The organism is Streptomyces sp. NPDC048278, assembly GCF_040652195.1.
Lineage (GTDB): Bacteria > Actinomycetota > Actinomycetes > Streptomycetales > Streptomycetaceae > Streptomyces.
The window spans coordinates 62,631-87,198 of the sequence record NZ_JBEZLP010000004.1; the positions used below are offsets into that span (position 1 = coordinate 62,631).

General features: G+C 71.9%; 24 protein-coding genes. 8 read left to right on the forward strand and 16 right to left on the reverse strand.

From position 1 onward, the window contains the following. Positions 1-2 precede the first annotated feature (2 nt). The gene (locus AB0D74_RS08940; protein WP_362582065.1) at positions 3-1,607 is read right to left on the reverse strand and encodes an ABC transporter substrate-binding protein; all 1,605 of its coding nucleotides are present in this window, start codon (positions 1,605-1,607) and stop codon (positions 3-5) included. A 451-nt stretch (positions 1,608-2,058) separates the two neighbouring features. On the opposite strand from AB0D74_RS08940, the gene AB0D74_RS08945 reads away from it, so the two are divergent. After that, positions 2,059-2,739: a TetR-like C-terminal domain-containing protein gene (locus AB0D74_RS08945; RefSeq protein WP_362582068.1), complete on the forward strand. Its 681-nt coding sequence runs from the start codon at positions 2,059-2,061 to the stop codon at positions 2,737-2,739. 8 nt (positions 2,740-2,747) lie between these two features. Here the strand turns inward: AB0D74_RS08945 and AB0D74_RS08950 are convergent, their stop codons facing one another. The 5 genes from AB0D74_RS08950 to leuA all read right to left on the reverse strand — a co-directional run bounded on the left by AB0D74_RS08950 (position 2,748) and on the right by leuA (position 8,583). Then, the gene (locus tag AB0D74_RS08950) at positions 2,748-3,782 is read right to left on the reverse strand and encodes a hypothetical protein (protein ID WP_362582071.1); all 1,035 of its coding nucleotides are present in this window, start codon (positions 3,780-3,782) and stop codon (positions 2,748-2,750) included. Further along, entirely contained in the window at positions 3,779-4,312 is a 534-nt protein-coding gene (locus tag AB0D74_RS08955) for a SigE family RNA polymerase sigma factor (protein WP_362582074.1), read from the reverse strand. The genes AB0D74_RS08950 and AB0D74_RS08955 overlap by 4 nt, the downstream gene beginning before the upstream one ends. A 103-nt stretch (positions 4,313-4,415) precedes the next feature. After that, positions 4,416-5,555: a sialidase family protein gene (locus AB0D74_RS08960; RefSeq protein ID WP_362583035.1), complete on the reverse strand. Its 1,140-nt coding sequence runs from the start codon at positions 5,553-5,555 to the stop codon at positions 4,416-4,418. A 425-nt stretch (positions 5,556-5,980) separates the two neighbouring features. Continuing rightward, complete coding sequence (locus AB0D74_RS08965) at positions 5,981-6,676, reverse strand: TerB family tellurite resistance protein (protein ID WP_362582077.1); 696 nt, start codon at positions 6,674-6,676, stop codon at positions 5,981-5,983. 185 nt (positions 6,677-6,861) lie between these two features. Further along, positions 6,862-8,583, reverse strand: a complete 1,722-nt coding sequence (gene leuA, locus AB0D74_RS08970; RefSeq protein ID WP_362582080.1) for a 2-isopropylmalate synthase — start codon at positions 8,581-8,583, stop codon at positions 6,862-6,864. A gap of 370 nt (positions 8,584-8,953) precedes the next feature. Here leuA and AB0D74_RS08975 point away from each other — a divergent pair, with 370 nt between their 5' ends. The 4 genes from AB0D74_RS08975 to AB0D74_RS08990 are packed head-to-tail and all read left to right on the forward strand — an operon-like array spanning position 8,954 to position 13,026. Then, on the forward strand, positions 8,954-10,024 hold the full coding sequence (locus tag AB0D74_RS08975; RefSeq protein WP_362582083.1) for a M4 family metallopeptidase: 1,071 nt from the start codon (positions 8,954-8,956) through the stop codon (positions 10,022-10,024). A 52-nt stretch (positions 10,025-10,076) separates the two neighbouring features. Further along, entirely contained in the window at positions 10,077-10,343 is a 267-nt protein-coding gene (locus AB0D74_RS08980; protein WP_362582086.1) for a protealysin inhibitor emfourin, read from the forward strand. Between the two features lie 59 nt (positions 10,344-10,402). Further along, positions 10,403-11,773, forward strand: coding sequence for a GH1 family beta-glucosidase (locus tag AB0D74_RS08985; protein ID WP_362582089.1), 1,371 nt, complete (start codon positions 10,403-10,405; stop codon positions 11,771-11,773). Continuing rightward, positions 11,770-13,026: an MFS transporter gene (locus tag AB0D74_RS08990; protein ID WP_362582092.1), complete on the forward strand. Its 1,257-nt coding sequence runs from the start codon at positions 11,770-11,772 to the stop codon at positions 13,024-13,026. Before AB0D74_RS08985 ends, AB0D74_RS08990 begins: the two co-directional genes overlap by 4 nt. 77 nt (positions 13,027-13,103) lie before the next feature. Here AB0D74_RS08990 and AB0D74_RS08995 read toward each other — a convergent pair whose 3' ends face one another. Further along, a complete protein-coding gene (locus AB0D74_RS08995) occupies positions 13,104-13,961 on the reverse strand; it encodes an NAD(P)-dependent oxidoreductase (protein ID WP_362582095.1) in 858 nt (285 codons plus the stop codon). A 125-nt stretch (positions 13,962-14,086) separates the two neighbouring features. Between AB0D74_RS08995 and AB0D74_RS09000 the strand changes: the two genes are divergently transcribed. Further along, complete coding sequence (locus AB0D74_RS09000) at positions 14,087-14,947, forward strand: helix-turn-helix transcriptional regulator (RefSeq protein WP_362582098.1); 861 nt, start codon at positions 14,087-14,089, stop codon at positions 14,945-14,947. Here AB0D74_RS09000 and AB0D74_RS09005 read toward each other — a convergent pair. Together AB0D74_RS09005 and era are read right to left on the reverse strand one after the other, a co-directional pair. Further along, positions 14,935-15,447, reverse strand: coding sequence for a hypothetical protein (locus AB0D74_RS09005; RefSeq protein WP_362583038.1), 513 nt, complete (start codon positions 15,445-15,447; stop codon positions 14,935-14,937). The two genes, AB0D74_RS09000 and AB0D74_RS09005, sit on opposite strands and share 13 nt — an antisense overlap. A gap of 116 nt (positions 15,448-15,563) precedes the next feature. Continuing rightward, positions 15,564-16,532 (reverse strand): GTPase Era, encoded by a 969-nt coding sequence (era, locus tag AB0D74_RS09010; protein WP_362582101.1) that lies wholly within the window; start codon positions 16,530-16,532, stop codon positions 15,564-15,566. A gap of 143 nt (positions 16,533-16,675) precedes the next feature. Here era and AB0D74_RS09015 point away from each other — a divergent pair, with 143 nt between their 5' ends. Both AB0D74_RS09015 and AB0D74_RS09020 read left to right on the forward strand, forming a co-directional pair. After that, positions 16,676-17,986, forward strand: a complete 1,311-nt coding sequence (locus AB0D74_RS09015; protein WP_362582103.1) for an ammonium transporter — start codon at positions 16,676-16,678, stop codon at positions 17,984-17,986. Further along, a complete protein-coding gene (locus AB0D74_RS09020) occupies positions 17,983-18,321 on the forward strand; it encodes a P-II family nitrogen regulator (RefSeq protein WP_362582106.1) in 339 nt (112 codons plus the stop codon). Before AB0D74_RS09015 ends, AB0D74_RS09020 begins: the two co-directional genes overlap by 4 nt. Here the strand turns inward: AB0D74_RS09020 and AB0D74_RS09025 are convergent. The 7 genes from AB0D74_RS09025 to ybeY form a co-directional block, all read right to left on the reverse strand. Continuing rightward, positions 18,215-19,279, reverse strand: a complete 1,065-nt coding sequence (locus AB0D74_RS09025) for a DUF916 domain-containing protein (RefSeq protein ID WP_362582109.1) — start codon at positions 19,277-19,279, stop codon at positions 18,215-18,217. The genes AB0D74_RS09020 and AB0D74_RS09025 overlap by 107 nt on opposite strands. A gap of 85 nt (positions 19,280-19,364) precedes the next feature. Beyond that, entirely contained in the window at positions 19,365-20,699 is a 1,335-nt protein-coding gene (locus tag AB0D74_RS09030; protein WP_362582112.1) for a beta-xylosidase, read from the reverse strand. Between the two features lie 154 nt (positions 20,700-20,853). Then, positions 20,854-21,321, reverse strand: coding sequence for a hypothetical protein (locus tag AB0D74_RS09035; protein ID WP_362582115.1), 468 nt, complete (start codon positions 21,319-21,321; stop codon positions 20,854-20,856). Positions 21,322-21,751: 430 nt separating this feature from the next. Next, on the reverse strand, positions 21,752-22,102 hold the full coding sequence (locus AB0D74_RS09040; RefSeq protein ID WP_351490560.1) for a cytidine deaminase: 351 nt from the start codon (positions 22,100-22,102) through the stop codon (positions 21,752-21,754). Positions 22,103-22,381: 279 nt separating this feature from the next. Next, positions 22,382-22,741: an MmcQ/YjbR family DNA-binding protein gene (locus AB0D74_RS09045; RefSeq protein WP_362582117.1), complete on the reverse strand. Its 360-nt coding sequence runs from the start codon at positions 22,739-22,741 to the stop codon at positions 22,382-22,384. Further along, complete coding sequence (locus AB0D74_RS09050) at positions 22,738-24,039, reverse strand: hemolysin family protein (RefSeq protein ID WP_362582120.1); 1,302 nt, start codon at positions 24,037-24,039, stop codon at positions 22,738-22,740. The genes AB0D74_RS09045 and AB0D74_RS09050 overlap by 4 nt, the downstream gene beginning before the upstream one ends. A gap of 19 nt (positions 24,040-24,058) precedes the next feature. Beyond that, on the reverse strand, positions 24,059-24,556 hold the full coding sequence (ybeY, locus tag AB0D74_RS09055) for an rRNA maturation RNase YbeY (protein ID WP_362582123.1): 498 nt from the start codon (positions 24,554-24,556) through the stop codon (positions 24,059-24,061). Between the last annotated feature and the right edge of the window lie 12 nt (positions 24,557-24,568).

Consider the following 24,568-nt stretch of genomic DNA (forward strand, 5'->3'; position numbering starts at 1 on the left):
GGTCAGGCCCACTTGGCGGTGAGGACGTTGATGCCCGGGTAGGGCTGGGCCCTTATGCCGGTGAGTCTGCGCGGATCCCAGGCGGTGATCAGCTCGTTGTGGACGACCGGGTAGAGGACGGCCTGTTCGGCGACGACGTCGAGGTACTCCTGGATCATCGTCCTCTTCTTGTCCGGGTCCGGTTCGCGGGTGGCCGCGTCCATGTCCTTGAAGAGCTGCCTGGCGACGGCGTCGTCGGCCCAGCGGGCGTAGCCCATCCACAGGTTCCGGGGGCCGTAGTTGTAGTGCATGATCAGGTCGGCGTCGAGGCCGAACTGGTTGGGGTTCGAGACGGCGGCGACGACCTGGTAGTCCTGTTTCTGGTCCATCTTGGTGAACACGGCCGTGGTCTCCTGCGGGGACAGGGTCGTGGCGACGCCGATCGCGTCCCAGGACGACTTGATGGTGGGCAGGCAGTCGACGAGCCAGCTCACGTTGGAGGCGAGGATGTTCACGCGCAGGCCGCTGACTCCGGCGGCCTTCAGGAGCGCCTTCGCCCGGTCCGGGTCGTGGTCGTAGACCGTCTTCGCGCGGCGGTAGGCGGGGTTGGTCTCGTTCAGGAACGAACTGGCGGGTTTTCCGTGGCCCTTGAGGGCGACCTCGACGATCTTCGCCTTGTCGATGGCGTAGTGCAGGGCCTGGCGGACCCGGACGTCGTCGAAGGGCTTGTGCCGGGTGTTGAACATCAGGAACGCGTTGTTCATCCCGGCGCCGCCGCCGACCGACAGGCCGCCCTGTTCGAGGCGGGGGATGTTGGCGTAGGGGATGTTGTCGGAGATCTGGGCGCCGGCGCCAGCGCCGGAGATCCGGGCCACGCGGGAGGCCGCGTCGACGATCGTCAGCCAGTTCATCCTCCGGAAGGCGGGCTTGCGGGGGCCGTTGTAGCGGTCGTACGCGGCGAAGGTGGTGTTCGACTTCGGGTGGTGCCCGGTCTGCCGGTACGGTCCGGAGCCGACCGCCAGTCCCCTGATCGCGTCGTCCCAGGCGCCGGGCCGGGAGAACACGTGCTCCGGCATGATCTTGGCGAGGGTGAGGCGGGCGACGCCGTCCGGGAAGGGGAACCTCAGCACCAGGTCGACGGTCCGGGCGTCGACCTTGCGGGCCTGCTTCAGCCAGCTCGCGAAGAAGCCCTGGGCGAGGGTCTGGGTGCCGGGGTCGAGGATCCGGTCGAAGACGAAGACCACGTCGTCGGCGGTGACCGGTTTCCCGTCGTGGAAGGTGGCGCCCGGGCGCAGGGTGAACCGCCAGGTGGTGGCGTTCGCGTCGGCGGGCAGCCGGGTCGCCAGCGCCGGGTAGGGGGCGCGGGTGATCGGGTCGGTGTCGGCCAGGCCCTCGTAGAGGTGGTTGTTGGCGGCCATCGCGAACGCGGACGCGGTCTGGGTGGGATCCCAGCTGCCGTCGTTGCCGTAGCCGATCACCGCGGTGAGGGTGCGGTCGGAGCCGCTGCCGCCGAGGTCGATCGTGGACTTCGGGCCGCACGCCGTCAGCGCGGACAGGCCGGCTGCCGCGCCGAGCGCGCCGCCGCGGGCCAGGAACGTCCTGCGGCCGTGGGTCGCCTCGTCGCGCACGGTGCCTCCAGCGTGGGGGAAAGGAGACGTCGGACGTCGGGTGTTAGCGCGACCATAAGAAAGGGCCCGGGGACGGTCAAGGCAAGACGCGCGAATGGCGTAAACCGTCAGAGGTGGGACCAATGACGCCGCGCACACGGGACCCATGCCGCCACCGGAGCGCGGGAGTTGACCCCGGGGCGCTACGCGGAAGCCGCGAGCCGGGCGGCCCGCCCCCTCCTCGACACAGCGCCACACGAGGAACCCGAGGACCAGGCACACCACCGAAGCCCCCTACGGCCCGACAGCACCCCAAAGTCCAGCCCAGCCCGACAGCGCCCCCAAAGTCCACCCCGGCCCGGACAGCGCCCCCCAAGGGGCGCGGGGAACTGCGCGACCAGCCACGACGGCGCGGGCGACACCCCCCGACGGGCGGAGCAATTAGTGAACGCCGAGTCCATATAATCTAGTGGTGGACGCAGCGTCCATATGTCACAGTGAGTGGTCGACGGAGACGGCCGGAACCACGCTCGGGAGGCGGCACGTGGAGCAGGGCACGGAAGGGACGCCGATACGGCGGGGCCGCGGACGGCGGCCCGCGGAGGAGGTGCGGGCCGACGTGCTCGCCGCCGCCGGGGCACTGCTCCTGCGCGACGGCATGGCCGCCTTCACCTTCGAGCGGGTCGCCCAGGAGGCCGGGGTCAGCAAGACGACCCTGCACAAGTGGTGGCCCTCACGCGGCACGCTCGCGCTCGACGGCTACTTCCACGCCGTCGAGCCGACCCTCGCCTTCCCCGACACCGGCGACATCGGCGCCGACCTGGCGGCCCAGCTCCGCGCGTTCGTCCGGCTGCTCACCGGAACCCCCGCCGGGCGGGTCATCGGCGGGCTCATCGGCCAGGCGCAGACCGACCCCGAGCTGTCCGCCGCGCTGCTCCAGCGCTACTCGGGGCCGCGCCGCGCACTGGCCGTCACGGCGATGCGGCGCGCCCAGGACCGCGGCCAGCTGCACCCCGACGCCGACCCCCGGATCCTGGTCGACCAGCTCTGGGGGGCCTGCTACCACCGCCTGCTGCTGCCCGACGAGCCCCTCACCGAGGAGTTCGCGGACCGGCTGGTCGCCAACCTGCTGCTCGGGGTCGGCGCCGGCTAAGCCGCCCGCTACGGCAGCGTCTTCTCGTAGGACGCGTCCTGGTCGGAGTCGTAGACGAGCTTGCCCGCCGCGTCGTAGCCCTTCAGGTGCGGGGCCGCGGTGACCTGCTTGTCCAGCGTGCCGGTGGCGACGAACCAGCCGTGGTCGAGGACCACCTCGCCCGCGCCGCCGCCGTAGGAGACCGTCATCGTGGCCACCGAGGCGCGGTAGCCGCCGATGATCCCCCACCGGAACGGCAGCTTCCAGTTGCCCTTGTCGATGACCGACTGCTGGTAGAGCTTGCCGCTGTTGATGTCCGGGACCACGGGTGTCCGCGCGTCGCCGAAAGGGTCCCCGATGCTGGTGTTCAGGCCGTCGGCCGCGCCGTCCTTGACGGTGCAGATGAGCCGGGTCGGCTTCGGCTTCTCCCGTACCGCGACCACGAAGTAGCCGTCGCCGGGGGCGTTGGAGTCCCCGGTGCTGCGCATCGCCAGGATGATCCGGTAGTCGGCCGGCCTGCCGAGGTCGGTGTAGGTCGGGTCCTTGGGGATGCGGTGCGCCTTGTTGTAGGCGAGGCACTTGCCGAGTCCGGCGGCGGCCTGGTCGAAGGTGATCCCGTCGAGGAGCTGGTCCGCCGCGGACGCCGGGCGGGCCGGGGCCGACGGGTCGCCCGACGGGGTCGACGCCGACGAGGCCGACGAAGCCGACGAAGTCGTAGGGGCGGCCGGGCCCGACGGGGTCCCGGACGGCGGCGGGGCCGACGCGGTGGCCGGGCCGGTCGGTGCCGGGCTGGCGCTGGTCAGCACGGTGGGGCTGGGCCCGGCCGGGCTCGTCGTGGTGCCGCCCCCGCCGAGCGCGTACGCGCCGACCGGGACCACCGCCAGCGCCGCCAGCGCTGCCCCGCCCACGGCCAGGCGCCGCCGCCGCTCCAGCACGCCCCGGCGCCGGATCTCCGGGTACGGCACCGGTGACGGCCGGACCAGGGACGCGTCCCCCGCCAGCAGCGTCCGCACCCGGTCCTCGAACTCCGGCTCGGCCGCTCCGCCCTGCTGTTCGCCGCTCACCTGCTGCCTCCCTGTACGGGCGCCGCGTGGCTCACGGCCTGCGCGAGCCCCGGAACCGTACGCAACTTCGCCAGGCCCTTGGACGCCTGGCTCTTCACCGTGCCCGGGGAGCACCCGAGCACCTCGGCCACCTCCCCCTCGGACAGGTCCTCCCAGTACCGCAGCACCACCACCGCGCGCTGCCTCGGCGGCAGCCCGGCCAGGGCCGCGAGCAGCGTGCCGCGCTCGTCGGCCCGGGACACCGCGTCGTCGTACCCGGCGCGCTCCGGCGGTGCGTCGGTCAGCGACTCGGTGACCCGGCGCTTGCGGAACCGGTCACTGTTGCAGCTGACCAGCATGCGGCGGACGTACGCCTCCGGATGGTCGGTCCGGGAGACGCGCCGCCAGGACCGGTAGGCCTTCGCCAGCGCGGTCTGCGTCAGGTCCTCCGCGTGGTGCGGGTCGCCGGTGAGCAGATAGGCGGTCCGTACGAGATGCGACCACCGTGCTCTGACGAATTCCTGGAACTGGGCCTCTAGTTCGGCCTGCATCGGCCACCCCCTCGCCCTCCAGACCACCGGATCCGCGGATTCGGTTGCCCTGTGGGCGGAAGCGGCCCGGGCCGGGCGTCCGGAGCCCGTCCCGGTACACCGCTCAGGGCGCCGCGACCCGCCGGAACTCGATCGTGTCGTACGCCGTCCTCGTACCCGTCTCGTACAGCACCCCCACCGTGCCCCTGGCCACCTGGACCAGGTCCGAGTAGGCGGCCTTCCGGTCGGACAGGGTGAGGTACTTGTCGAAGGTGATGCCCTGGTCCGTGCTGGTCCACAGGGCCATGGCCCGGCGGGCCGTCGGGACCGAGGGGGCGGAGAAGAGCAACGGGCCCTCGCTGCCCGGCAGTTGGAGGACCGAGCCTTCGACCACCGGGACCTTGGAGAGGGCCGGCTGGACGGTGTAGGGGGCGTCCAGGGTCTCGCCGCCGTCGCTCGACCAGGCCTCCAGACGGTTGCCCGGGCTGGAGCCGTTCTGGTCGCGGGCGTTGAAGTAGAGGCGGCCGTCGGGGAGTTGGGCGGCGGTGGTCTCGTTGGCGTTGTCGTGGCCGGTGTAGGAGTCGTCGACGAAGCCGAGGTGCCAGTGCAGGCCGTCGTCGTCGCTGTAGATCGCGTGGCCGCCGTAGTACCTGGCCTCCCGGCCGGTGTCGGCGGAGCCGGCGCGCGGGGCGGCGGAGTGGTCGGCGGCGACCACCAGGCGGCCCCGGTGCGGCCCCCGGGTGAGTGCGACGGCGTGCCCGGGGCCGGTGGCGTACCAGCGCCAGCCGGAAGGTTTCACCTGTGCGGTGATCTCGTGCGGGCGGGTGAAGTGGCGGCCGTCGTCGCCGCTGCGCTGCACGTACACCCGGCGGCTCTGCGCCGTGGTGACCTGGCCGCGCATGATCTGGTCCTCGCTCACCGAGCCGCCGTTGTAGGAGGTCACCAGGACGACCTGGCCGGTCCGCGGGTCGACGACCGGCGCCGGGTTGCCGCGGGTGTCCCCGTCGCCCGCGGCCACCACCCGGAGCGGGTCCCAGGTGCAGCCGCCGTCGGCGGAGCGTCTCAGCACGACGTCGATGTCGCCGCTGTCCCCGGTGGTGGTGTGCCGGCCCTCGGCGAAGGCGAGCAGCGTGCCGCGCGCGGTGCGGACGACGGCCGGGATGCGGAACTGGGCGTAACCGCCCTCGCCGGAGACGTACGGCACGGAGGACTCACAACCGGCCGCCCAGGCCCGGGGCGAGGCCGTGAACGCCCCGAACAGCAGGGTCGCGGCGAGGGAGATCCGGCCCGCACAGGTCACAGGAGACACATGGCTCACTCCTCCATGGTGCTCCCGGCCGCCCGCGCCGCATCCCGCAACAGCCGAACGGGTCACCCGCTCTGGCACACCGTCAGGTCGCGCGACAGGCCATGTCGGGTTCCGGTGCACCGGGCTGACGTGGCGTGTTCTGCCGGTGACCGGCTACGCGCACCCAACGAGGGCCGGGGACAAGGGCACTGACGATCCGTCGGTGCCCGTGCGGCCACCCGGGTGAACGGCCGCCGGCCCCCGCCGAGGCACCGGGTGATCATGTCGACGAGTTCGTTCCCGAACGTCTCCACGAGGATGGTCCGCGGGTCGGCCATGGGGGCTCGCCACGCGGTCGGACCGCGACCGGGTCGCGCTGCCGTGACCGCCTGCGGACCGGCTCAGGACGGCATGCGCGCCGCCGCCAGCAGCCGGCTCACGTCGTCGGCGCAGATGGTCAGGGCCGCGCCGACGGTGCCGAGGACCTCGCGTTCGGCGTTGGTGTAGGGGCCGTCGGCGAGCGCGATCCGGGCGCCCTGCAGGAGCAGCGCCTCCCGCCCGGCGGGGGCGAGATGCGGGGCCAGCGGGTCGAGGGCCTCGTGCAGCTCTATCGCGAGGCTCGCGCGGTACGGCTGCTCGAAGACCCGCCCGGTGTCCGCGGCGAGGGCCTCGACCAGCGCGCTCAGCTGGTCCTCCGTGGCCTCCTCGAAACCGGCCGCGCGGACCGCGCCCGCCGCCGCCTCCAGGGCCGTACGGGCGCAGGTGCCGCCGGCCGCCAGGACGGCCAGGGCGACGGTGTGCACGGCGTCGCGGAGCATCGCCGAGAAGCGGGAGGTGGTGGGGTGGTCGAGGACGTCGGTGCCGTAGTGGTGGCGGCAGGCGGCGCACTCCACGACCGGCCCGGTGGTGCCGCGCGGCAGCACGGGCACGCCGAGCAGGGTGAAACGGCGCCGGCCGGTGAGCCGCTGGTAGTTGCGGTCGCCGCCGCAGCCGGGGCAGAAGAACTCCCCGTCGCCGACGGGTGTCCAGGCGGTGCGGGTGCCCAGAATGCGGGCAGGCCTGGCGGTTCGGCAGTCTCGTCCCCGTACTGGCAGCACGTCGCACCTCCGTAACGCCGTGGCAACATCGCCACCGCTGGCGTGATGTTAGCCACATGGAGGAGCCTGAGTCAGTACCCCGTACGAGACCAGTCCGTGACCTGCACATCGGGATGGCCGGGAAACGACGGGGCCCCGATCGCCACGAGAGCTGATCAGGGCCCCGAAACCGCCGGTCAGAGGGGTTATCGCGTGGCGCGGTTGACGGCGGAGACGACCGCCTTCAGCGACGCACGCGTCGTGTTCGCGTCGATGCCGATACCCCACAGGATCTTGCCGTCGATCGCGCATTCGATGTAGGAGGCGGCCTGCGCGGAGGCACCCTCGCTCATCGTGTGCTCCTGGTAGTCCAGGAGACGCGCGTCGATGCCCAGGCCCTGCAGCGCGTCGAAGAACGCGGAGATCGGGCCGTTGCCGGAGCCGGTCAGCACGGTGTCCTCGCCGTCGACCGTCGCCTCCACCGTCAGGGTGTCCACGCCGTCGGTGTCGGTGGTCGACTGGCCCGTCTTCACCTGGACGCGACCCCAGGGGTTCTCCGGGTTCGGCAGGTACTCGTCCTGAAAGACCGCCCAGATGGCGGCGCCGGTGACCTCGCCGCCCTCGGCGTCCGTCTTGGCCTGGATCAGCTTGGAGAACTCGATCTGCATCCGGCGCGGCAGGTCCAGCTTGTGGTCGTTCTTCAGGACGTAGGCGATTCCGCCCTTGCCGGACTGCGAGTTGACCCGGATGACCGCCTCGTAGGAACGGCCGACGTCCTTCGGGTCGATCGGCAGGTACGGGACCGCCCACTCGATGTCGTCGACCGTGACGCCCTTGGCCGCGGCATCGGCCTCCATGGCGTCGAAGCCCTTCTTGATGGCGTCCTGGTGGGAGCCGGAGAAGGACGTGTAGACCAGGTCGCCCACGTACGGGTGGCGCGGGTGGACCTCCATCTGGTTGCAGTACTCCCACGTACGACGGATCTCGTCGATGTCGGAGAAGTCGATCTGCGGGTCGACGCCCTGCGAGAACAGGTTCATGCCCAGGGTGACCAGGTCGACGTTGCCGGTGCGCTCGCCCTGCCCGAACAGGCAGCCCTCGACGCGGTCGGCGCCGGCCATCAGCGCCAGTTCGGCGGCGGCGACGGCGGTGCCGCGGTCGTTGTGCGGGTGGATCGACAGCACCACGTGCTCGCGGCGGGACAGGTTGCGGTGCATCCACTCGAAGCGGTCCGCGTGCGTGGACGGCGTCGAACGCTCCACGGTGGCGGGCAGGTTGAGGATGATCTCGCGGCCCGGACCCGGCTGGTAGACGTCCATCACCGCCTCGCAGACCTCCAGCGCGAAGTCCAGCTCGGTGTCGGTGAAGATCTCCGGCGAGTACTGGTAGCCGAACTCGGTCTCCGGGCCCAGCAGTTTCTCGGCGTACTCCATCACCAGGCGGGTGCCGTCGACGGCGATCTGCTTGATGTCGTCCTTGGAGCCGCGGAACACCACCCGGCGGAAGACCGGCGCGGTGGCGTTGTACAGGTGGACGGTGGCCCGCTTGGCGCCCTTCAGCGACTCGACGGTCCGCTCGATCAGGTCCTCGCGGGCCTGGGTCAGTACGGAGATCGTCACGTCGTCCGGGATCGCGCCCTCTTCCTCGATGATCGAGCGCACGAAGTCGAAGTCGGTCTGGCCGGAGGCGGGGAAGCCGACCTCGATCTCCTTGTAGCCCATCTTGACCAGCTGGTCGAACATCCGGCGCTTGCGCTCGGGCGACATCGGGTCGATCAGGGCCTGGTTGCCGTCACGCAGGTCGGTGGAGAGCCAGCGGGGGGCTTCGGTGATCCGCTTGCCGGGCCAGGTGCGGTCGGGAATGTCGACCTGCTCGTACTGGCCGTACTTGTGGACCGGCATGGTGCTGGGCTGCTGGCGGTTGGCCATGATTGCGGGGCTCCTGGTGGGTGTCCGGAAGGACGGCCGACGACGCAACGCGAAGCTCCGCGGGGAGGGAGTCGACCTGGACTACAGGCCCTCGCCGCGGCAGCTAAGAAGAAGCAGCCCGAAACGCATGATGCGACCACTGTAACGGAGCCCCCCGCAGCGAACGCTTCTGTATCAGCATGCGGGACTGAGGCGCCCCGCCAGGGGCGCGGGGCTGCGACATCTGCGGCTCCGCCGCGTGGGCGCGATCAGCCACAACGGCGGCACGCGGCATAACACAGCGCAACCATCCGCGGCGAGTGCATCCCTATTTTTCACCAATCATGGTCGCCTCTAGTGACACCAAGCTCACGCAGTGCAATCGTGGAGCATGACGACCAACGGGGGCTTCACGCCCGTCTTCTGCACGATCGTGCCGCCGCACATCCTCGACCACCTCGCCACCCACGAGGACCAGGCACTCGCCGACTCCGCGCTGCGCACCCTCCAGCACGACTCGGCCCAGCGCACCCGCCGCCGCGTGACCGCGGTCCGCACCGCGACCGCCGCCGTCGCCGCGCCGGCGCCCGCGACCGCGCAGCCCCACCGCACGATCTACGACGCCGAGCACCGCACCGACCTGCCCGGCACCGAGGTCCGCGCCGAGGGGGCCGAGCCCGGCCAGGACGCCACCGTCAACCGCGCCTACGCCGGCCTGGGCGCCACCTTCGACCTGTACCTGAAGGCGTACGAGCGGGACTCCATCGACGGCAACGGCCTGCCGCTGAACGCGAGCGTCCACTACGACGTCAACTACGACAACGCCTTCTGGAACGGCGACCAGATGGTGTTCGGGGACGGCGACGGCGAGATCTTCGTCGACTTCACCTCCTCCGTCGACGTCATCGGCCACGAACTCACGCACGGCGTCACCCAGTACACCGCCAACCTGGAGTACTACGGCCAGTCCGGCGCCCTCAACGAGTCGGTCTCCGACGTCTTCGGCTCGCTCATCAAGCAGTACTCCCTCGGCCAGAGCGCCGACCAGGCGGACTGGCTGATCGGCGAGGGCCTGCTCGCCCCCGGCGTGCACGGCGTGGCGCTGCGCTCGATGAAGGCCCCGGGCACGGCGTACGACGACCCCCGCCTCGGCAAGGACCCGCAGCCGGCCACCATGCAGCACTACGTGAAGACCAGCCGGGACAACGGCGGCGTGCACATCAACTCCGGCATCCCCAACCACGCCTTCTACCTGCTCGCCACCGCCCTCGGCGGCAACGCCTGGGAGCGGGCCGGGCAGATCTGGTACGACGTCCTCACCGGCGGCGAGCTTCAGTCCGACGCCACGTTTACGGACTTCGCGAAGCTCACGGTGGCCGCGGCCAAGGCCCGCTACCAGGCGGGCGAGGAGAGCGAGGCGGCCCTCAAGGCCTGGTCCCAGGTCGGGGTGCAGGCCTCCTGACCGTGCGGGGGCGGGGGTGCACGGCGCCCCGTTCCGTACTACACAGGGACCCATGCGTATTCAGGTGAGGCGCACGGGCGGGTTCGCGGGCATCGAGCGCCGGGCCGAGGTGGACACCTCGGGCCGGCCCGACGCCCCCGAGTGGCAGGCCCTGGCCGAGCGCGCGCTCGCGGCCGGCCGGGGCTCCCCGCCGCCCGGCGTGCCGGACGGGTTCGCGTACGAGATCACGGTGGACGGACGGACGGTGTACGCGGCCGATCCGCGGCTGTCCGAGGACCAACGCGAACTGATCTCACGGATCTTGAAGGAAGGGGCGTGACCGGGCCCCGTAACGGGTAGTTCACACCCGGGCGTTGACTTATGTTACCGGGGGTAAGGATGATCCCGGCCATGGCAACAGACGCGGTCCACCCGACACCTCCCTTCCCCCGGTTCCCCGACGGCTTCCTCTGGGGCGTCTCCACCTCGGCGCATCAGATCGAGGGCGCGGCCGACCTGCGGGAGCCGTCCGTGTGGGACGTGTTCGAGGCGGAGCCGGGCCGGATCAAGGACGGCTCGACGGCGGCGGTGGCCTGCGACCACTACCACCGCCACGGCGAGGACGTGGCGCTCCTGGCCGGCCTCGGCGTGGACGCGTACCGCTTCTCGATCTCCTGGCCGCGGGTCCGCTCGGCGGGCGGCCTGGACTTCTACGACCGGCTGGTGGACGAGCTGTGCGCGGCCGGCATCCGCCCGGTCCCGACCCTCTTCCACTGGGACCTGCCGGCGGCTCTCCAAGCTGTGCCCGAGAGCGGCTCCGCCGCGGGGGGCGGCTGGCTGGACCGGGACACCGCGGCCCACTTCGCCGACTACGTCTCCACCGTCGCCGACCGGCTCGGCGACCGGGTCAAGAAGTGGATCACCCTCAACGAGCCCGCCGAACAGACCCTGTTCGGCTACGCCCTGGGTGCCCACGCCCCCGGCAAGCAGCTGATGTTCGACGCGCTCCCGGTCGCCCACCACCAACTCCTCGCCCACGGCCTGGCCGTACAGGCGCTGCGCGCGGCCGGCGCCGCCGACATCGGCATCGCCAACTCCCACGGCCCGACCTGGCCGGCCTCGCAGGAGCAGCCGGACCTGGAGGCGGCCTCCTTCTACGACCTCCTCCTCAACCGCCTGTTCGCCGAGCCGATCCTGCTCGGCGAGTACCCGGACGGCATGGGCGACCTGATGCCCGGCGACGTCGCCGCCGACCTGAAGGTGATCGCCGAACCGCTCGACTGGTACGGGATCAACTACTACGCCCCCACCAAGGTCGGCGCCCCGCAGGGCACCGAGATCGAGTTCGGCGGGCTCACCCTCCCGGCCGAACTCCCCTTCTCCGTCCAGGACATCGAGGACGTCCCGGTGACGGACTTCGGCTGGCCGGTCGTCCCCGAGGCCCTCACCGAACTCCTCACCGGCTTCCGCGACCGCTACGGCGACCGGCTCCCGCCCGTCGTCATCACCGAGAACGGCTGCTCCTACGAGGGCGTCGACGACCAGGACCGGATCGCCTACCTGGACGGCCACGTGCGCGCCCTGCACAAGGCGGCCGAGGCCGGCGTGGACGTGCGCGGCTACTTCGTCTGGTCGCTCCTCGACAACTTCGAGTGGGCCGAGGGATACGCCCGCCGCTTCGGCCTGGTGCACGTCGACTACGCGACGCAGCAGCGGACGCCGAAGTCGTCGTACACCTGGTACCGGGACCTCCTGCGGGCGCAGAGATGACGACGCTCCGGGAACCCGCCGCCGCCCTGGCGGAGCCGGTCGAGCGGGTCGGCCGCGGCTGGACGTCCGCGCTCTCGCTCGCCAACGGGGCGATCTGGGTGGGCTGGTACGGCCCGCTGCAGATCCTGCTCGCCTCCCAGGCCAAGGACTTCGCGCCCGGCTCGGGGATGTCGAAGGAGACGATGCTGGCGTGGGTGACCGGCGTCGGCGCGGTGGTGTCGCTGGCCGCGAACCCGGTCTTCGGCGCGCTGTCGGACCGTACGACGTCCCGCCGGGGCCGCCGCACCCCGTGGATCGTCGCCGGTACGGCGGGCGGGGCGCTGTCCCTGCTGCTGCTCGCGGGCGCCGGCGGCATGTGGACGATGATGCTGGGCTGGGCCCTGGTCCAGCTCACCCTGAACGCGGCCTTCGCGGCGGTGACGGCGGCGGTCCCGGACCGGGTGCCGCGGCTCCAGCGGGGCTCGGTGGGCGGCTGGCTGGGGGCCGCGCAGATCCTCGGCGTGGTCGGCGGCACCGGCCTCGCGACGGCCGCCGGGGGTGTCGGGGCCGGCTATGTGGCGTGCGCGGTGTTCACGGCGCTGGGCGTCCTGCCGTACGTGCTCAGGTACCCGGACCTGCGGCTGGCGGCCGAGGACCGGCCGCCCTGGTCCTGGCGGGACTTCCTGGCCGGTTTCTGGCTGAGCCCGCGCCGGTATCCGGACCTGGGCTGGGCGTGGCTGACCCGCTTCCTGATCAACCTGAGCAACGCGCTGGTGCTGCTGTACCTGCTCTACTACCTCCGCGACCGCCTCCACTACTCCGACCCCGACCAGGGCGTCCTGATCCTGACCGCGGTCAACGGGCTGACGCTGATGGCGACGGTCGTGGTCGGCGGGGTCTGGTCGGACCGGGTGGGCCGCCGCAAGCCCTTCGTGATCTGGTCCGGGATGCTGATGGCGGTGGCGACGGCGCTGCTGGCGGCCTGGCAGACCTGGCCGGGGGCGCTCGTGGCCGCGGCGGTGCTGGGCGTCGGCTTCGGGGTGTTCACCTCCGTGGACTTCGCGCTGATGACCGACGTCCTGCCGAAGGCGGTGGACCGCGGCAAGGACCTCGGCGTCATCAACGTCGCCAACGCCCTCCCCCAGGTAGCGGCCCCCGCCCTCGCCGCCCCGATCGTCACCTACCTCGGCGGCTACCGCGTCCTGTACCTCGTCGCGGCAGTGATCGGACTGGCCGGAGCATGGCTGGTGCGCCGGATCAGAGGCGTCGACTGAACACGCCCCCGAAGGGGCGCGGGGAACTGCGCGACCGGCCACGACGGCGCCGCGGCCGACCGACGACGTGCCGCGGCCTACAGGGCTCCGGCGTCCCAGGCCGTCCAGGCGCTCGGGTAGATCGGCCGGAAGCCGAGATCCCGCCGGATCTTCCGGTTGGACATGATCCCGTACCAGGGGTCGCGGTCGGTCTGGACGGACAGTTCCTCGGGCGGCTCGACGCCGGCCAGCCGGTACAGCTCCACGGTCGTGACGGGCGCGTCGTCGGCGATGTTGTAGACCGGGCCGTTCACCGCGGGTGCGTACAGCAGCCGCATCAGCCCCTGCCCGACATCCGCGTGGTGGGCCATCTGGAGCCGCTGCGCCGGGGCCCAGCGCGCAGCCCACGGCATCGCGTTCGCGATGTGCGGGTCCCCTTCGCCGTAGACGAACGGCAGCCGCCCGATCCGCACCTCCATGCCACCCGCCAGGGCGAGCAGCTCCCGCTCGGCCGCCGCCTTGGACTCGGGGTACGCGCCCCACAGCTCGCCGCCGGGCCGGCTCTCGTCGTCCTCGGTGAGCGGGCGGCCACGCCCGGATCCGTACACGTTCCCGGTGCTGACCTGCACGAACCGTCGTACACCGGCGCTCAGCGCGGCCCGCCCGAGGGCCACGGCCGCGTCCCGGTTGACGGCCCAGGCCTCCTCGTCGGGCACCCCGCGGAAGGCGGCGGCGACGTTCACGACGGCGTCCGCCCCGGCGACGGCCTTGCCGAGCGCCTCCTCGTCCCGCAGGTCCCCGACGACGACCTCGGCGCCCAGCGCGGCGAACGGCTCACCCCGGGCCGCGTCCCGCACCAGCACCCGTACCTGCTCCCCCGCCTGCCGCTGCCCCAGCAACCGGGGCACGAACCGACGCCCGACCTGTCCGGTCGTACCGGTGACGAGAGTGATCATGACCAGCTCCTTCGCTCTGGATGTGCCACCACCCTCGTCCGTCCGCGGCCCGGCCGGGAGAGACCTCCCGATCGGGGGACCGGCGGTCCCTGGATAAGCCGCACGCCCCGGGTCACCCTGGAGAGATGGACCGCCCCGCACTCGCCGACTTCCTGCGCCGCACCCGCGCCCGTCTGGACCCCTCCGACGTGGGCCTGCCGCCCGGCGCCCGGCGGCGCACCCCGGGGCTGCGGCGCGAGGAGGTGGCCGCGCTGGCGGGCATGTCCGCCGACTACTACACGCGCCTGGAACAGTCCCGGGGCCCGCGCCCGTCCCGCCAGATGCTGACGGCGCTGGCCCGCGCGCTGCGCCTGACGGAGGACGAACGGGACCACCTGTTCCACCTGTCGGGCGAGGAACCGCCGCGGCGGGAGGCGACGAGCACCCATGTCCGCCCCGGCCTCCTGCTGGTCCTGGACCGGCTGCACGACACCCCGGCGCTGGTGACGACCGACTGCGGTGAGGTCCTGGCCCAGAACGCGTTGTCGCGGGCGCTGAGCGGCGACGTCCTGGCCCTCCCGCCGCGCGAACGCAACCTGGTCCGCCGCTACTTCCTGGACCCGTCGGCGCACGGCCCCTTCCCGCCGGAGGACCGCCCGGCGCGGGCCCGGGAGCACGTGGCGAACCTGCGCGCGGTGGCGGCGGCCCGCCCCGCCGACCCGGTGCCGGCCGCCCTGGTGGCCGAACTCCTCGCCGGCAGCGAGGAGTTCGCCCGCCTGTGGGCCGAACACGAGGTGGCGGTGCGCCGCGCGACCACCAAGCGGTTCCTGCACCCGGCCGTCGGTCTCCTGGAGCTGGACTGCGAGGTCCTCGTCAACACCGACACCCACCAGCACCTCGTCGTGCACACGGCCCGTCCGGGCACGGAGTCGTACGAACGGCTGCAACTGCTAAGGGTGGTGGGGCTCCAGGACATGAGCGCGGCCCTGCCGGGTCACCAGGTGTGAGCCACGTCCACGACGAGGTGGTTGGCCGTCTGGAAGACCCGGAACGGCAGCCGGGCCCGGACGCCCAGACCCGCCTGGGTGTACCCCTCGGAGCCGCCGGTGACCTTGAACTCCCGGAACGTCCGGTACCCGGTGACGTCCACGGCCGGCAGCGCCGGGTAGGGCTGTCCGGTCGCCGGGTCGTAGCGCGGGGCGAACAGCGAGATCTCCAGAATCGCCCCGCCCTTGATCGGGACGACGACGTCCGACGGGTCCTGGTGCAGTACGTCGACGTAGCGGACGCTGTAGCCGACCGGGTCGGCCGAGGTGCCCTGGGCGTCGAAGACCAGCCGGTCGAAGCACTCGTGCTGTCCGGTCCGGACGTCGGTGAGCCGCCTGCCGGCCGCGGCGTCGGCGGTCTTGTCCAGACTCCCCCACGTCACGGCGCAGTCCGCGGTCACGGCCGTCGGCGCGGCCACCGCCGGAACCGTGCCGGCCAGCAGGCCGCCGCCCACGAGCACCATAGCGGCCAGTGCAGTACCTGTTCGTCGCATGACTACCCCCCGGTAGTTCGCGTAGGTGTGTGCCAGTTCAGACCGATGGCCGTCCGGCAAGGTTGTACGCGCGGGGGGAGCGGTCAGAACCCGAGCCGCCGCAACTGCTTCGGATCCCGCTGCCAGTCCTTCGCCACCTTCACGTGCAGGTCGAGGAAGACAGGTGTGCCGAGCAGCGCTTCGATCTGCTTGCGGCTCTTGATGCCGACCTCCTTGAGGCGCTTGCCCTTGGGGCCGATGATGATGCCCTTCTGGCTGGGGCGCTCGATGAAAAGGTTGGCGTGGATGTCCAGGAGGGGCTTGTCGGCGGGGCGGTCCTCGCGCGGGAGCATCTCCTCGACGACGACGGCGATGGAGTGCGGCAGTTCGTCGCGGACGCCCTCCAGGGCCGCCTCGCGGATCAGCTCGGCGATCATGACCTGCTCGGGCTCGTCGGTGAGGTCGCCCTCGGGGTAGAGCGCCGGGCCCTCGGGCAGCAGCGGGACGAGGAGGTCGGCCAGCAGACCCACCTGCTTGTCGCCGACCGCCGAGACCGGCACGATCTCGGCCCACTCGAAGCCGAGCTCCTTGCCGAGCTGGTCGATGGCGATCAGCTGCTCGGCGAGGGTCTTGGAGTCGACCAGGTCGGTCTTGGTGACGATCGCGACCTTCGGGGTCTTGCGGATCCCGGCCAGCTCCTTGGCGATGAAACGGTCACCCGGACCGATCTTCTCGTTCGCCGGGAGGCAGAAGCCGATCACGTCCACCTCGGCCCACGTCGTGCGGACGACGTCGTTGAGGCGCTCGCCGAGCAGCGTGCGCGGCTTGTGGAGGCCCGGGGTGTCGACCAGGATCAGCTGGGCGTCGTCCCGGTGCACGATCCCGCGGACCGTGTGCCGCGTCGTCTGCGGCTGGTCCGCGGTGATCGCCACCTTCTGCCCGACCAGAGCGTTCGTGAGGGTGGACTTGCCCGCGTTGGGGCGGCCCACGAAGCAGGCGAAGCCCGCCCGGTGGACGGCCTCCGACGACTCCGACGGCTCGGTTGACTGGCTGCGAACGCTCATGGCCCCCATTCTCCCTGATCGTCGAGGCGCCGCCGCACCGTGAGTTCTCGGTAACCGCGACGCAACGAAACGTCACGGAAACACAGCCGTACGCAACCGGAAACGGGGACCGGTGACCCTCTGACGAGCCCCGACCGACGTTGGAGACGCCCGTGTTCCTGTCCGCCGCGCACGCCGACACCGGTGACACCGCCTGGCTGCTGGCCGCGACCGCCCTGGTCCTGCTGATGACCCCCGGTCTCGCCCTGTTCTACGGCGGCATGGTCCGCACGAAGAGCGTCCTCAACATGCTGATGATGAGCTTCGTGTCGATCGCCCTGGTGACGGTGGTGTGGCTGGCGGGCGGCTACTCGCTCGCCTTCGGGGACGACCTGGGGGCCGGGCTCCTCGGCGACCTCGCCCACGCGGGCATGAGCGGCCTCGGCCCGGACAGCGTCCAGGGCACCGTCCCCACCCTGCTCTTCGCCACCTTCCAGCTCACCTTCGCGATCGTCACGGCCGCGCTGATCAGCGGGGCCGTCGCGGACCGGGCGAAATTCGGGGCCTGGCTGGTGTTCGTCCCCGTCTGGGCGCTGCTCGTATACGTTCCCGTCGCCCACTGGGTGTGGGGCCCGGGTGGCTGGATCGCGCACCGCCTCGGCGCCCTCGACTTCGCCGGCGGCCTGCCCGTCGAGATCACCTCCGGCGCCTCCGGCCTCGCCCTGTGCCTGGTCCTCGGCCCGCGGCTCGGCTTCAAGAAGGACGCCATGCGACCGCACAACCTCCCGATGGTGGTCCTGGGCGCCGGCCTGCTCTGGTTCGGCTGGTTCGGCTTCAACGCGGGCAGCGCGCTCGGCGCCAACGGCCTGGCCGCCGCCGTCTTCCTGAACACCCTCGCGGCCGGCTGCACCGGCCTGCTGGGCTGGCTCTTCGTCGAGCAGAAGCGCGACGGCCACCCCACCACCCTGGGCGCGGCCTCCGGCGCCGTCGCCGGCCTGGTCGCCGTCACCCCGTCCTGCGGCTCGGTCTCCCTGCTCGGCGCCCTCGTCGTCGGCCTCGCCGCGGGCGTGGTCTGCTCGTACGCCGTGAGCTGGAAGTTCAAGCTGGACTACGACGACTCGCTGGACGTCGTCGGCGTCCACCTGGTCGGCGGGATCATCGGTACCCTGCTGATCGGCCTGTTCGCCGAGAAGGCCATGACCGGCTCCACCGAGGGCCTCTTCTACGGCGGCGGGCTCGCCCAGCTCGGCAGGCAGGCGGTGGCGGTCGTGGCCGTCGCCGCGTACGCGTTCGCCGTGACGTACGGCATCGGCAAGCTGCTCGACAAGACGATGGGCTTCCGGGCGGCCGAGGACCAGGAGCACACCGGCCTGGACCTTACGGTGCACGCCGAGACCGCCTACGATCACGGGGTCCTGGGCCACGGCGCCCCGGTCGCCCACTCCGTCGTCCCCACCGCCAAGAAGGTCAACTCCCAGGCATGAAGCTCATCACCGCGATCGTCAAGCCCTACCGCCTCGACGCGGTGAAGACCGCGCTCCAGGAGCTCGGCGTGCACGGCCTGACCGTGACCGAGGCCAGCGGCTACGGCAGGCAGCACGGCCACACCGAGGTCTACCGGGGCGCCGAGTACCGCGTCGACCTGGTCCCCAAGGTCCGGATCGAGGTCGTCGTCGAGGACGCCGACGCCGAGCCCGCGATCGACGCGATCGTCAAGGCCGCGCAGACGGGGAAGATCGGGGACGGGAAGGTGTGGGCGCTGCCGGTGGAGACGGTCGTACGGGTGCGGACGGGCGAACGCGGTCCCGACGCCCTCTGAACCACCCGGCGAACGGCCGCCGGCCCCTGCGGCGGGTCCGGGCGAACAGCGCGCCGCCCGCCGCCCCGGCGGCGAACACCACCACCAGCACCAGCCACGGCAGCGCGAGGAACGACGCGCTCGCCGACTCCCTGGTACCGGTCGCGCTGGCCGTCAGCGTCACCTTCCCCCAGTCGAGCTGGGGCGCGTCCCGCCAGCGGGCGGTGAGCTTGACCCGCTCCCCCGGCAGCAGTTCGGAGGGGAGCCCGGTGAGGTCGCGGCTGAGCAGCGTACGGCCGAACAGGCCCGCCGCCCGCAGCCGCACCTTCGGGTCGAGCGTCACGTTCCCGGTGTTGTGCAGGGTGTAGGAGACCGTCGCCGTGCTGGTGCCGAGGCCGGGCACGAGCGGCTGGTGGTGGCTGACGTGCACGTTCTCGACGGCGAGGGCCGGGAGCGTCGGCCCGCTCACTCGCAGGTAGACGCGGGCGCCGACGGCCCGCTGCACGCCGAGCGCCAGGGACCCGGACCCGGGATCGACCTGCTCGTCCAGCGCGACGATCGCCCCGGGATGGTCACCGGGTTCGGCGCCCTTGGGCACCCGCAGCGTGAACGGAACGGTGACCGTCCGGTGCGGCGGGACGGTGACCCGCGCCTTCGCGAGCTCGGCCCAGGCCCCCACCCCCCGCATCCGCTCCCGCACCGTCCGGACGGCGAAGCCGCCGTCCCGCGCGGTGTTGTAGGCGTCCGCCGCGTACAGCCGGAAGGTCAGCGGCTTGCCGGTCTTGTTGGCGACGGCCACCTTGTCGGTGATCGTCTGCCCGGGGTCGAGGGAGAGATAGAAGTACGGCCGCGCCGCGATCTTCGAGGCGACCGGGTAGACGGACCAGCTTCCGTTGTCGGCGGCGCGCGCGGGACCCGCCGTGCACAGGACGCCGAGGATCAGGCTCAGGAGGAGGACATACGGCTTGACGCGACGCATGGGTGCGGACCCCCGGTCGGAAGCGGGTCGGGTGGCGACCGGGCCCTCGGTCACTCGGAAGCCCGGTCGCCACAGGGGAGTTGGCTCAGGTGAGGGTCAGGGTCAGGACTCCGGAGTACGACCCCGGAGGCGTGAACGCCGGCACGTCCAGGGAGAGTCCGGCGTCGACCGTGAACTCACCGCCGGTGAGCGTGCCGTCCGGCGTGGAGGCGAGGGTCGCCCCGGAGCTGCCGACGGTGCCCGCCGTACCGGCCGCACAGGTGCTGGGGCTGCCCGCCTTGGTCGCACAGGCCGGCGTCCAGCTCAGCTTCCCGGCGTCGATCTTGGCGCCGGGACCGGTGAAGTCGGTGACCTTGCCGGTGAGCGACCAGCCGGCCGGCCCGCCGCGGAAGTCCTTGACGGTGACGGTCTGCAGGCTGCCCGTGGACGCCCCGCCCTGCCCGAAGTCGACCGCCGACAGCGCGACGGAGTCCCCGGCCTGGGACATGGACAGGGTCCCCGCCTTGACGGTGGTGGTCAGCTTCTGGCTGCCGGGCGGCACCGGAGTGGTGTCGTTGACGGTGTAGGCGGCCGGTCCGGCCCCCAGGTCGTCGCTCCACGCGCTTCCCTCGTACGCCACGATCCCGGTCGTCGTCTTGTCGTTGACGACGACGGGTGCGTTGAAGGAACCGTCGGAGCCCGCGGTCGTCGTGGCCGTGTCGGCGGTCTGGCTGCTGCCGGACCGCCCGGCCAGCGTCACGGTGGCCCCGGGCGTGAAGTTCTTCCCGGTGACGGTCACGCTGTCACCGGGGTTGCCGGAGGCCTTGTCCAGGCTGATGGCGCGGGTGTTGACCGGGGTGGTCGAGGTGGCCGTGACGGTCTCCGACACCGGGGCGGGCGGGTTGGTGACCGTGCACGGGGTGTCCAGCTCCAGGATGTAGCTGGTGTGGATGTTGTAGTCGCTGGGCGACAGCGTGATGGCGCCCGGCGAGGTGACGGTGAACGTCCCCGTCATGGAGAACGACGGGAAGGTCCCGTATCCCGGCACCGGATCGTTCTTCTTCGGCCCGGTCACCGTCACGTCTCCGGTCTGCGCGCCGCCCAGCGTCACCTTCCCGGTCGGCGTCATGATGTCGGCCGGCAGGGCGAGCGCGGTGGGGTTGTTGGCGGCGGGCGTGACCACGGTGTAGGTCACGGTGACCGTGTCGCCGACCTTCGGGGCGGTGTTGTCCACCGAGATGTTGGCGGTGGTGGTGCCGTCGATCGGCGGGAGGCCCGCGACGGCGGGCGGGATGCAGTGCGTGGCGAAGTCGACGTTCGTCCCGGCGGCACCGGCCGGACAGGCCAGCGCACCGCCCGCCGCGACCGCGAGCGCGGTCGCCCCGAACAGCGAGATCCAGCGCCACCGAAGGGATCTTCGTGATCCTGGGGGTGAACCCATCTTGGCCCCCTCCTGAGGGTTGCGGGCGCAGCGGCTCCTCTGCGCCGACAGGGGGCCATTGATGTGGAGGCCGCGTGAGAAGTCAATGGAGATGCCGCAGAAACCTGACGGTTCATCAGCTTCTGCGGCATCCGGAACGAACCAGTCAGCGGGCTCAGAAGACGAACGGCCCGGGGGACTGGGCCGCGCTGGACGTACAGGTGACGGTGATGCCGAAGATGACCATCTTCAGCGAGCCGCCGTAGAAGTCGAGGCTGTCGCCGGAGGCCACGGTGCCGGGGAGCGGGCCGACGGTGACCGCGGAGCCGGCCGCCATGGCCGGGTTCACGGTGCCGCTGAAGACGACGTTGCTGCCGGTGGAGTTGGCCATGGTGAGCGTGGAGGCGATGGAGTTCGCCGACAGGGCGAGCGGGGTGGTGATCGCGCTGGAGGTGAGCGTGAGGGTGGCGCTCGTGCCGCTCTGGGTCGCGGTGAGCGTGGCCGCGCCGCCGCCGAAGATGCCGCAGCTGGCGGTGACGGTGGCGGTGGTGGGGGTCACGGCGGCGGCCGTGGGCGCAAAGGCCAGCGCCGTTGCGGCGAGGGCCCCCGCCGCGAGTGCCGCACCGGTGGCGATTCGTTTCATGGGGTTCGGTCTCCCTTCCCGTTACGTGGGAATGCCATGTGGGAATGGCGACCCCGGGCCGGGTGGGTGCGGACACACCGCGGGGCCGAATCTGACGGTCCGTCGGAACTTACGGTCCCATTGATACGCGAGAGACACACACCGACAAGGTTGAAATTTGGCCGACTGTGCGGAGGGGGTGGGCGACGTGTGTGGGCGGGTGCGGCGGCGGCGTGGTTGCTCGCGCAGTTCCCCGCGCCCCTGAAGGGGCGCTCAGCGCAGCGCCCTGCTTTTTTGGGGGCGCGGGGAACTGCGCGACCAGCCCCCGCGCGCCCGCAGTCACCCACGCACCCCGGCCACCCCGGTCAAACAAGCCCCGCCCCTCCCCCGACGGAGTCAGAGAAGACCTCGCTTCTCGGCGGAGCGAGTCGGGTGGGTGGGTGGGAAAAGGTCAGGCGGGGACAGTGAGCCGAACCTCCCCGTCCGCCCCCGCGAGCAGCACCGGCGTCCCCGGCCCCCCAAGATCCCGCACCGCGGCCAGGTCCTCCGCCGAAACCCCCTCCGCCCCCGAAACCACCGCCGCCGCCTCCAGCGACTCCGCCCCCGACGCCACCGCCATCGCCACCGCCGTTCGCAGCGCGCTCAGCTTCAGCGAGGCCAGCTCCACGGTCCCCGCCACATACGTACGGCCCGTCGAGTCCCGTACGGCCGCCCCCTCGGGCACCCCGTTGCGGGCCCGGGCCGAGCGGGCCAGGGTGACGATCTTGCGGTCCTCGGCGCCAAGCGCGTTGCTGTCGGTCATGCCCCGAGCATACGAACAACCCGGACCGGCCCCGCTCTCCTCCCCTTCCCTCCCGGACGGAGTCAGTCGAGAGTCTGGACGATCTGACTCCGGACGGCCGTGTGCAGCACCCGCCCGCGCACGTCGAGCACGGCCCCGGGCCGGCCGGGAGTCGGACTGCCCCGCGGCCCGGTACCGCGCGGGCGGGGTCTGGGTGAACGGCGGCCCCTGTGGCGCGGCCACGACGTCCGGCCAGGACAGGTGGTCAGGCGCACGGCCTTCCCTCGCCTCGGTGGCCGGCTACGGCCGGTCCAGCCGCAGCCGTTCCGCCCTCGGCAGGCCCGCGACGACGAGGTCGTAGGAGTCCTCGATCAGCTCCCGGACGAGCCGCTCGGGGAGGGCGCCGTCCACGGTCACGGTGTTCCAGTGCCGTTTGTTCATGTGGTAGCCCGGCGCGATCAGCCCCTCGTGCTCGTCGCGCAGCCGTACCGCGTCGTCGGGGTCGCACTTGAGGTTGACCTTGAGGGGCTCGGCGTCGATCCAGCTCAGCGCGAACATCTTGCCGAGCACCTTGAAGACGGAGATGTCCGGGTTGAAGGGGAAGTCCTCCTCGGCCGCGTTGAAGGAGAGGCAGAAGGCGCGGAGCTGGTCCGGGGTCACTCGGGGTCGTCCTCCGAGGTGTCGGGTACCGGCACCGGCTCGACCAGCACCGTCACGATCTTGTTGCGGCGGCCGGCGGCCGACTCCGCGGTGAGGGCCAGCCTGCGGCCGTCGGGGAGTTCGACCTGGGCGGCGGCACCGGCGATCGGCACCCTGCCGAGGGCCTTCGCGAGCAGCCCGCCGACGGTCTCCACGTCCTCGTCGTCGTACTCCTCCAGGCCGTACAGCTCGCCGAGATCGGTGATGTCGAGGCGGGCGGTGACCCGGTAGCGGTCGTCGCCCAGGTCGGTGACGGGCGGGAGTTCACGGTCGTACTCGTCGGTGATCTCGCCGACGATCTCCTCCAGGATGTCCTCGATGGTGACGATCCCGGCCGTGCCGCCGTACTCGTCGATGACGACGGCGACGTGGTTGCGTTCCTTCTGCATCTCGCGCAGCAGGTCGCCGGCGTTCTTGGTGTCGGGCACGAAGAACGCGGGCCGCATCGCGGTGGAGACCAGGTCGGACTCGGCGTCCCGGCTGATGTGCGTCTTGCGGACCAGGTCCTTCAGGTACACGATCCCGACGATGTCGTCCTCGCTCTCCCCGGTGACCGGGATCCGCGAGAAGCCGGAGCGCAGCGCGAGGGTGAGGGCCTGGCGGATCGTCTTGTAGCGCTCGATGACGACCAGGTCGGTGCGCGGGACCATGACCTCCCGCACCAGGGTGTCGCTCAGCTCGAAGACCGAGTGCACCATCCGGCGCTCCTCGTCCTCGATCAGCGACTCCTTCTCGGCGAGGTCGACCAGCGCCCGCAGTTCGGCCTCGGAGGCGAACGGGCCGCGTCTGAAGCCCTTGCCGGGGGTGAGCGCGTTGCCGATGAGGATGAGGAGATACGGGATCGGGCCCATGATGCGGGCCAGCGGCAGCAGCACGTAGGCGGCGGCCGTCGCCGTGTTCAGCGGGTGCTGGCGGCCGATGGTGCGCGGGGAGACGCCGACGGCGACGTACGACACGAGCACCATCACGCCGATCGCGGCGAGCAGCGCCTGCCAGGTGGCGGGGATCTCCTGGAGGCAGGCGTAGGTGACCAGCGCGGCGGCTGCCATCTCGCAGGCGACGCGGACCAGCAGCGCCACGTTGAGGTAGCGGGTGGGGTCGGCGGCGACCTGGGCGAGCTTGGCGCTGCCGCGCCGCCCGGACTTCACCGCCTCCTCGGCCCGGAAGCTGGAGACGCGGGCGATACCGGCCTCGGCGCAGGCGGCCAGCCAGCCGACGACGACCAGCACGACCGCGCCGAGGACGATCTGCGGACTCATACGACGACGACCCGCCCGACTAGGAGACCGTCGGCGCCGGCGAGGGCCCGGTGAGGCCCTGCTCCGCACGCCAGCCGTCCACGATGGCCGCCTGCAGGCCGAACATCTCGGCCTTCTCGTCGGGCTCCTCGTGGTCGTAGCCGAGCAGGTGCAGCACGCCGTGGACGGTGAGCAGCTGGAGCTCCTCGTCCATGGAGTGCTGCGTCTCGGCCTCGGCACCCTGCTTGGCGGCGACCTCCGGGCAGAGCACGATGTCGCCGAGCAGCCCCTGCGGCGGCTCCTCCTCGTCCTTCGACGGCGGCCGGAGCTCGTCCATCGGGAACGACATGACATCCGTCGGACCCGGCAGGTCCATCCACTGGATGTGCAGCTGCTCCATGGCGTCGGCGTCCACGACGATCACCGAGAGCTCGGAGAGCGGGTGGATGCGCATCCGTGTGAGCGCGTAGCGGGCGATGTCGAGGATCGCCTGCTCGTCGACCTCGGTTCCGGACTCGTTGTTGACGTCGATCGACATGGCGCGGTGCTT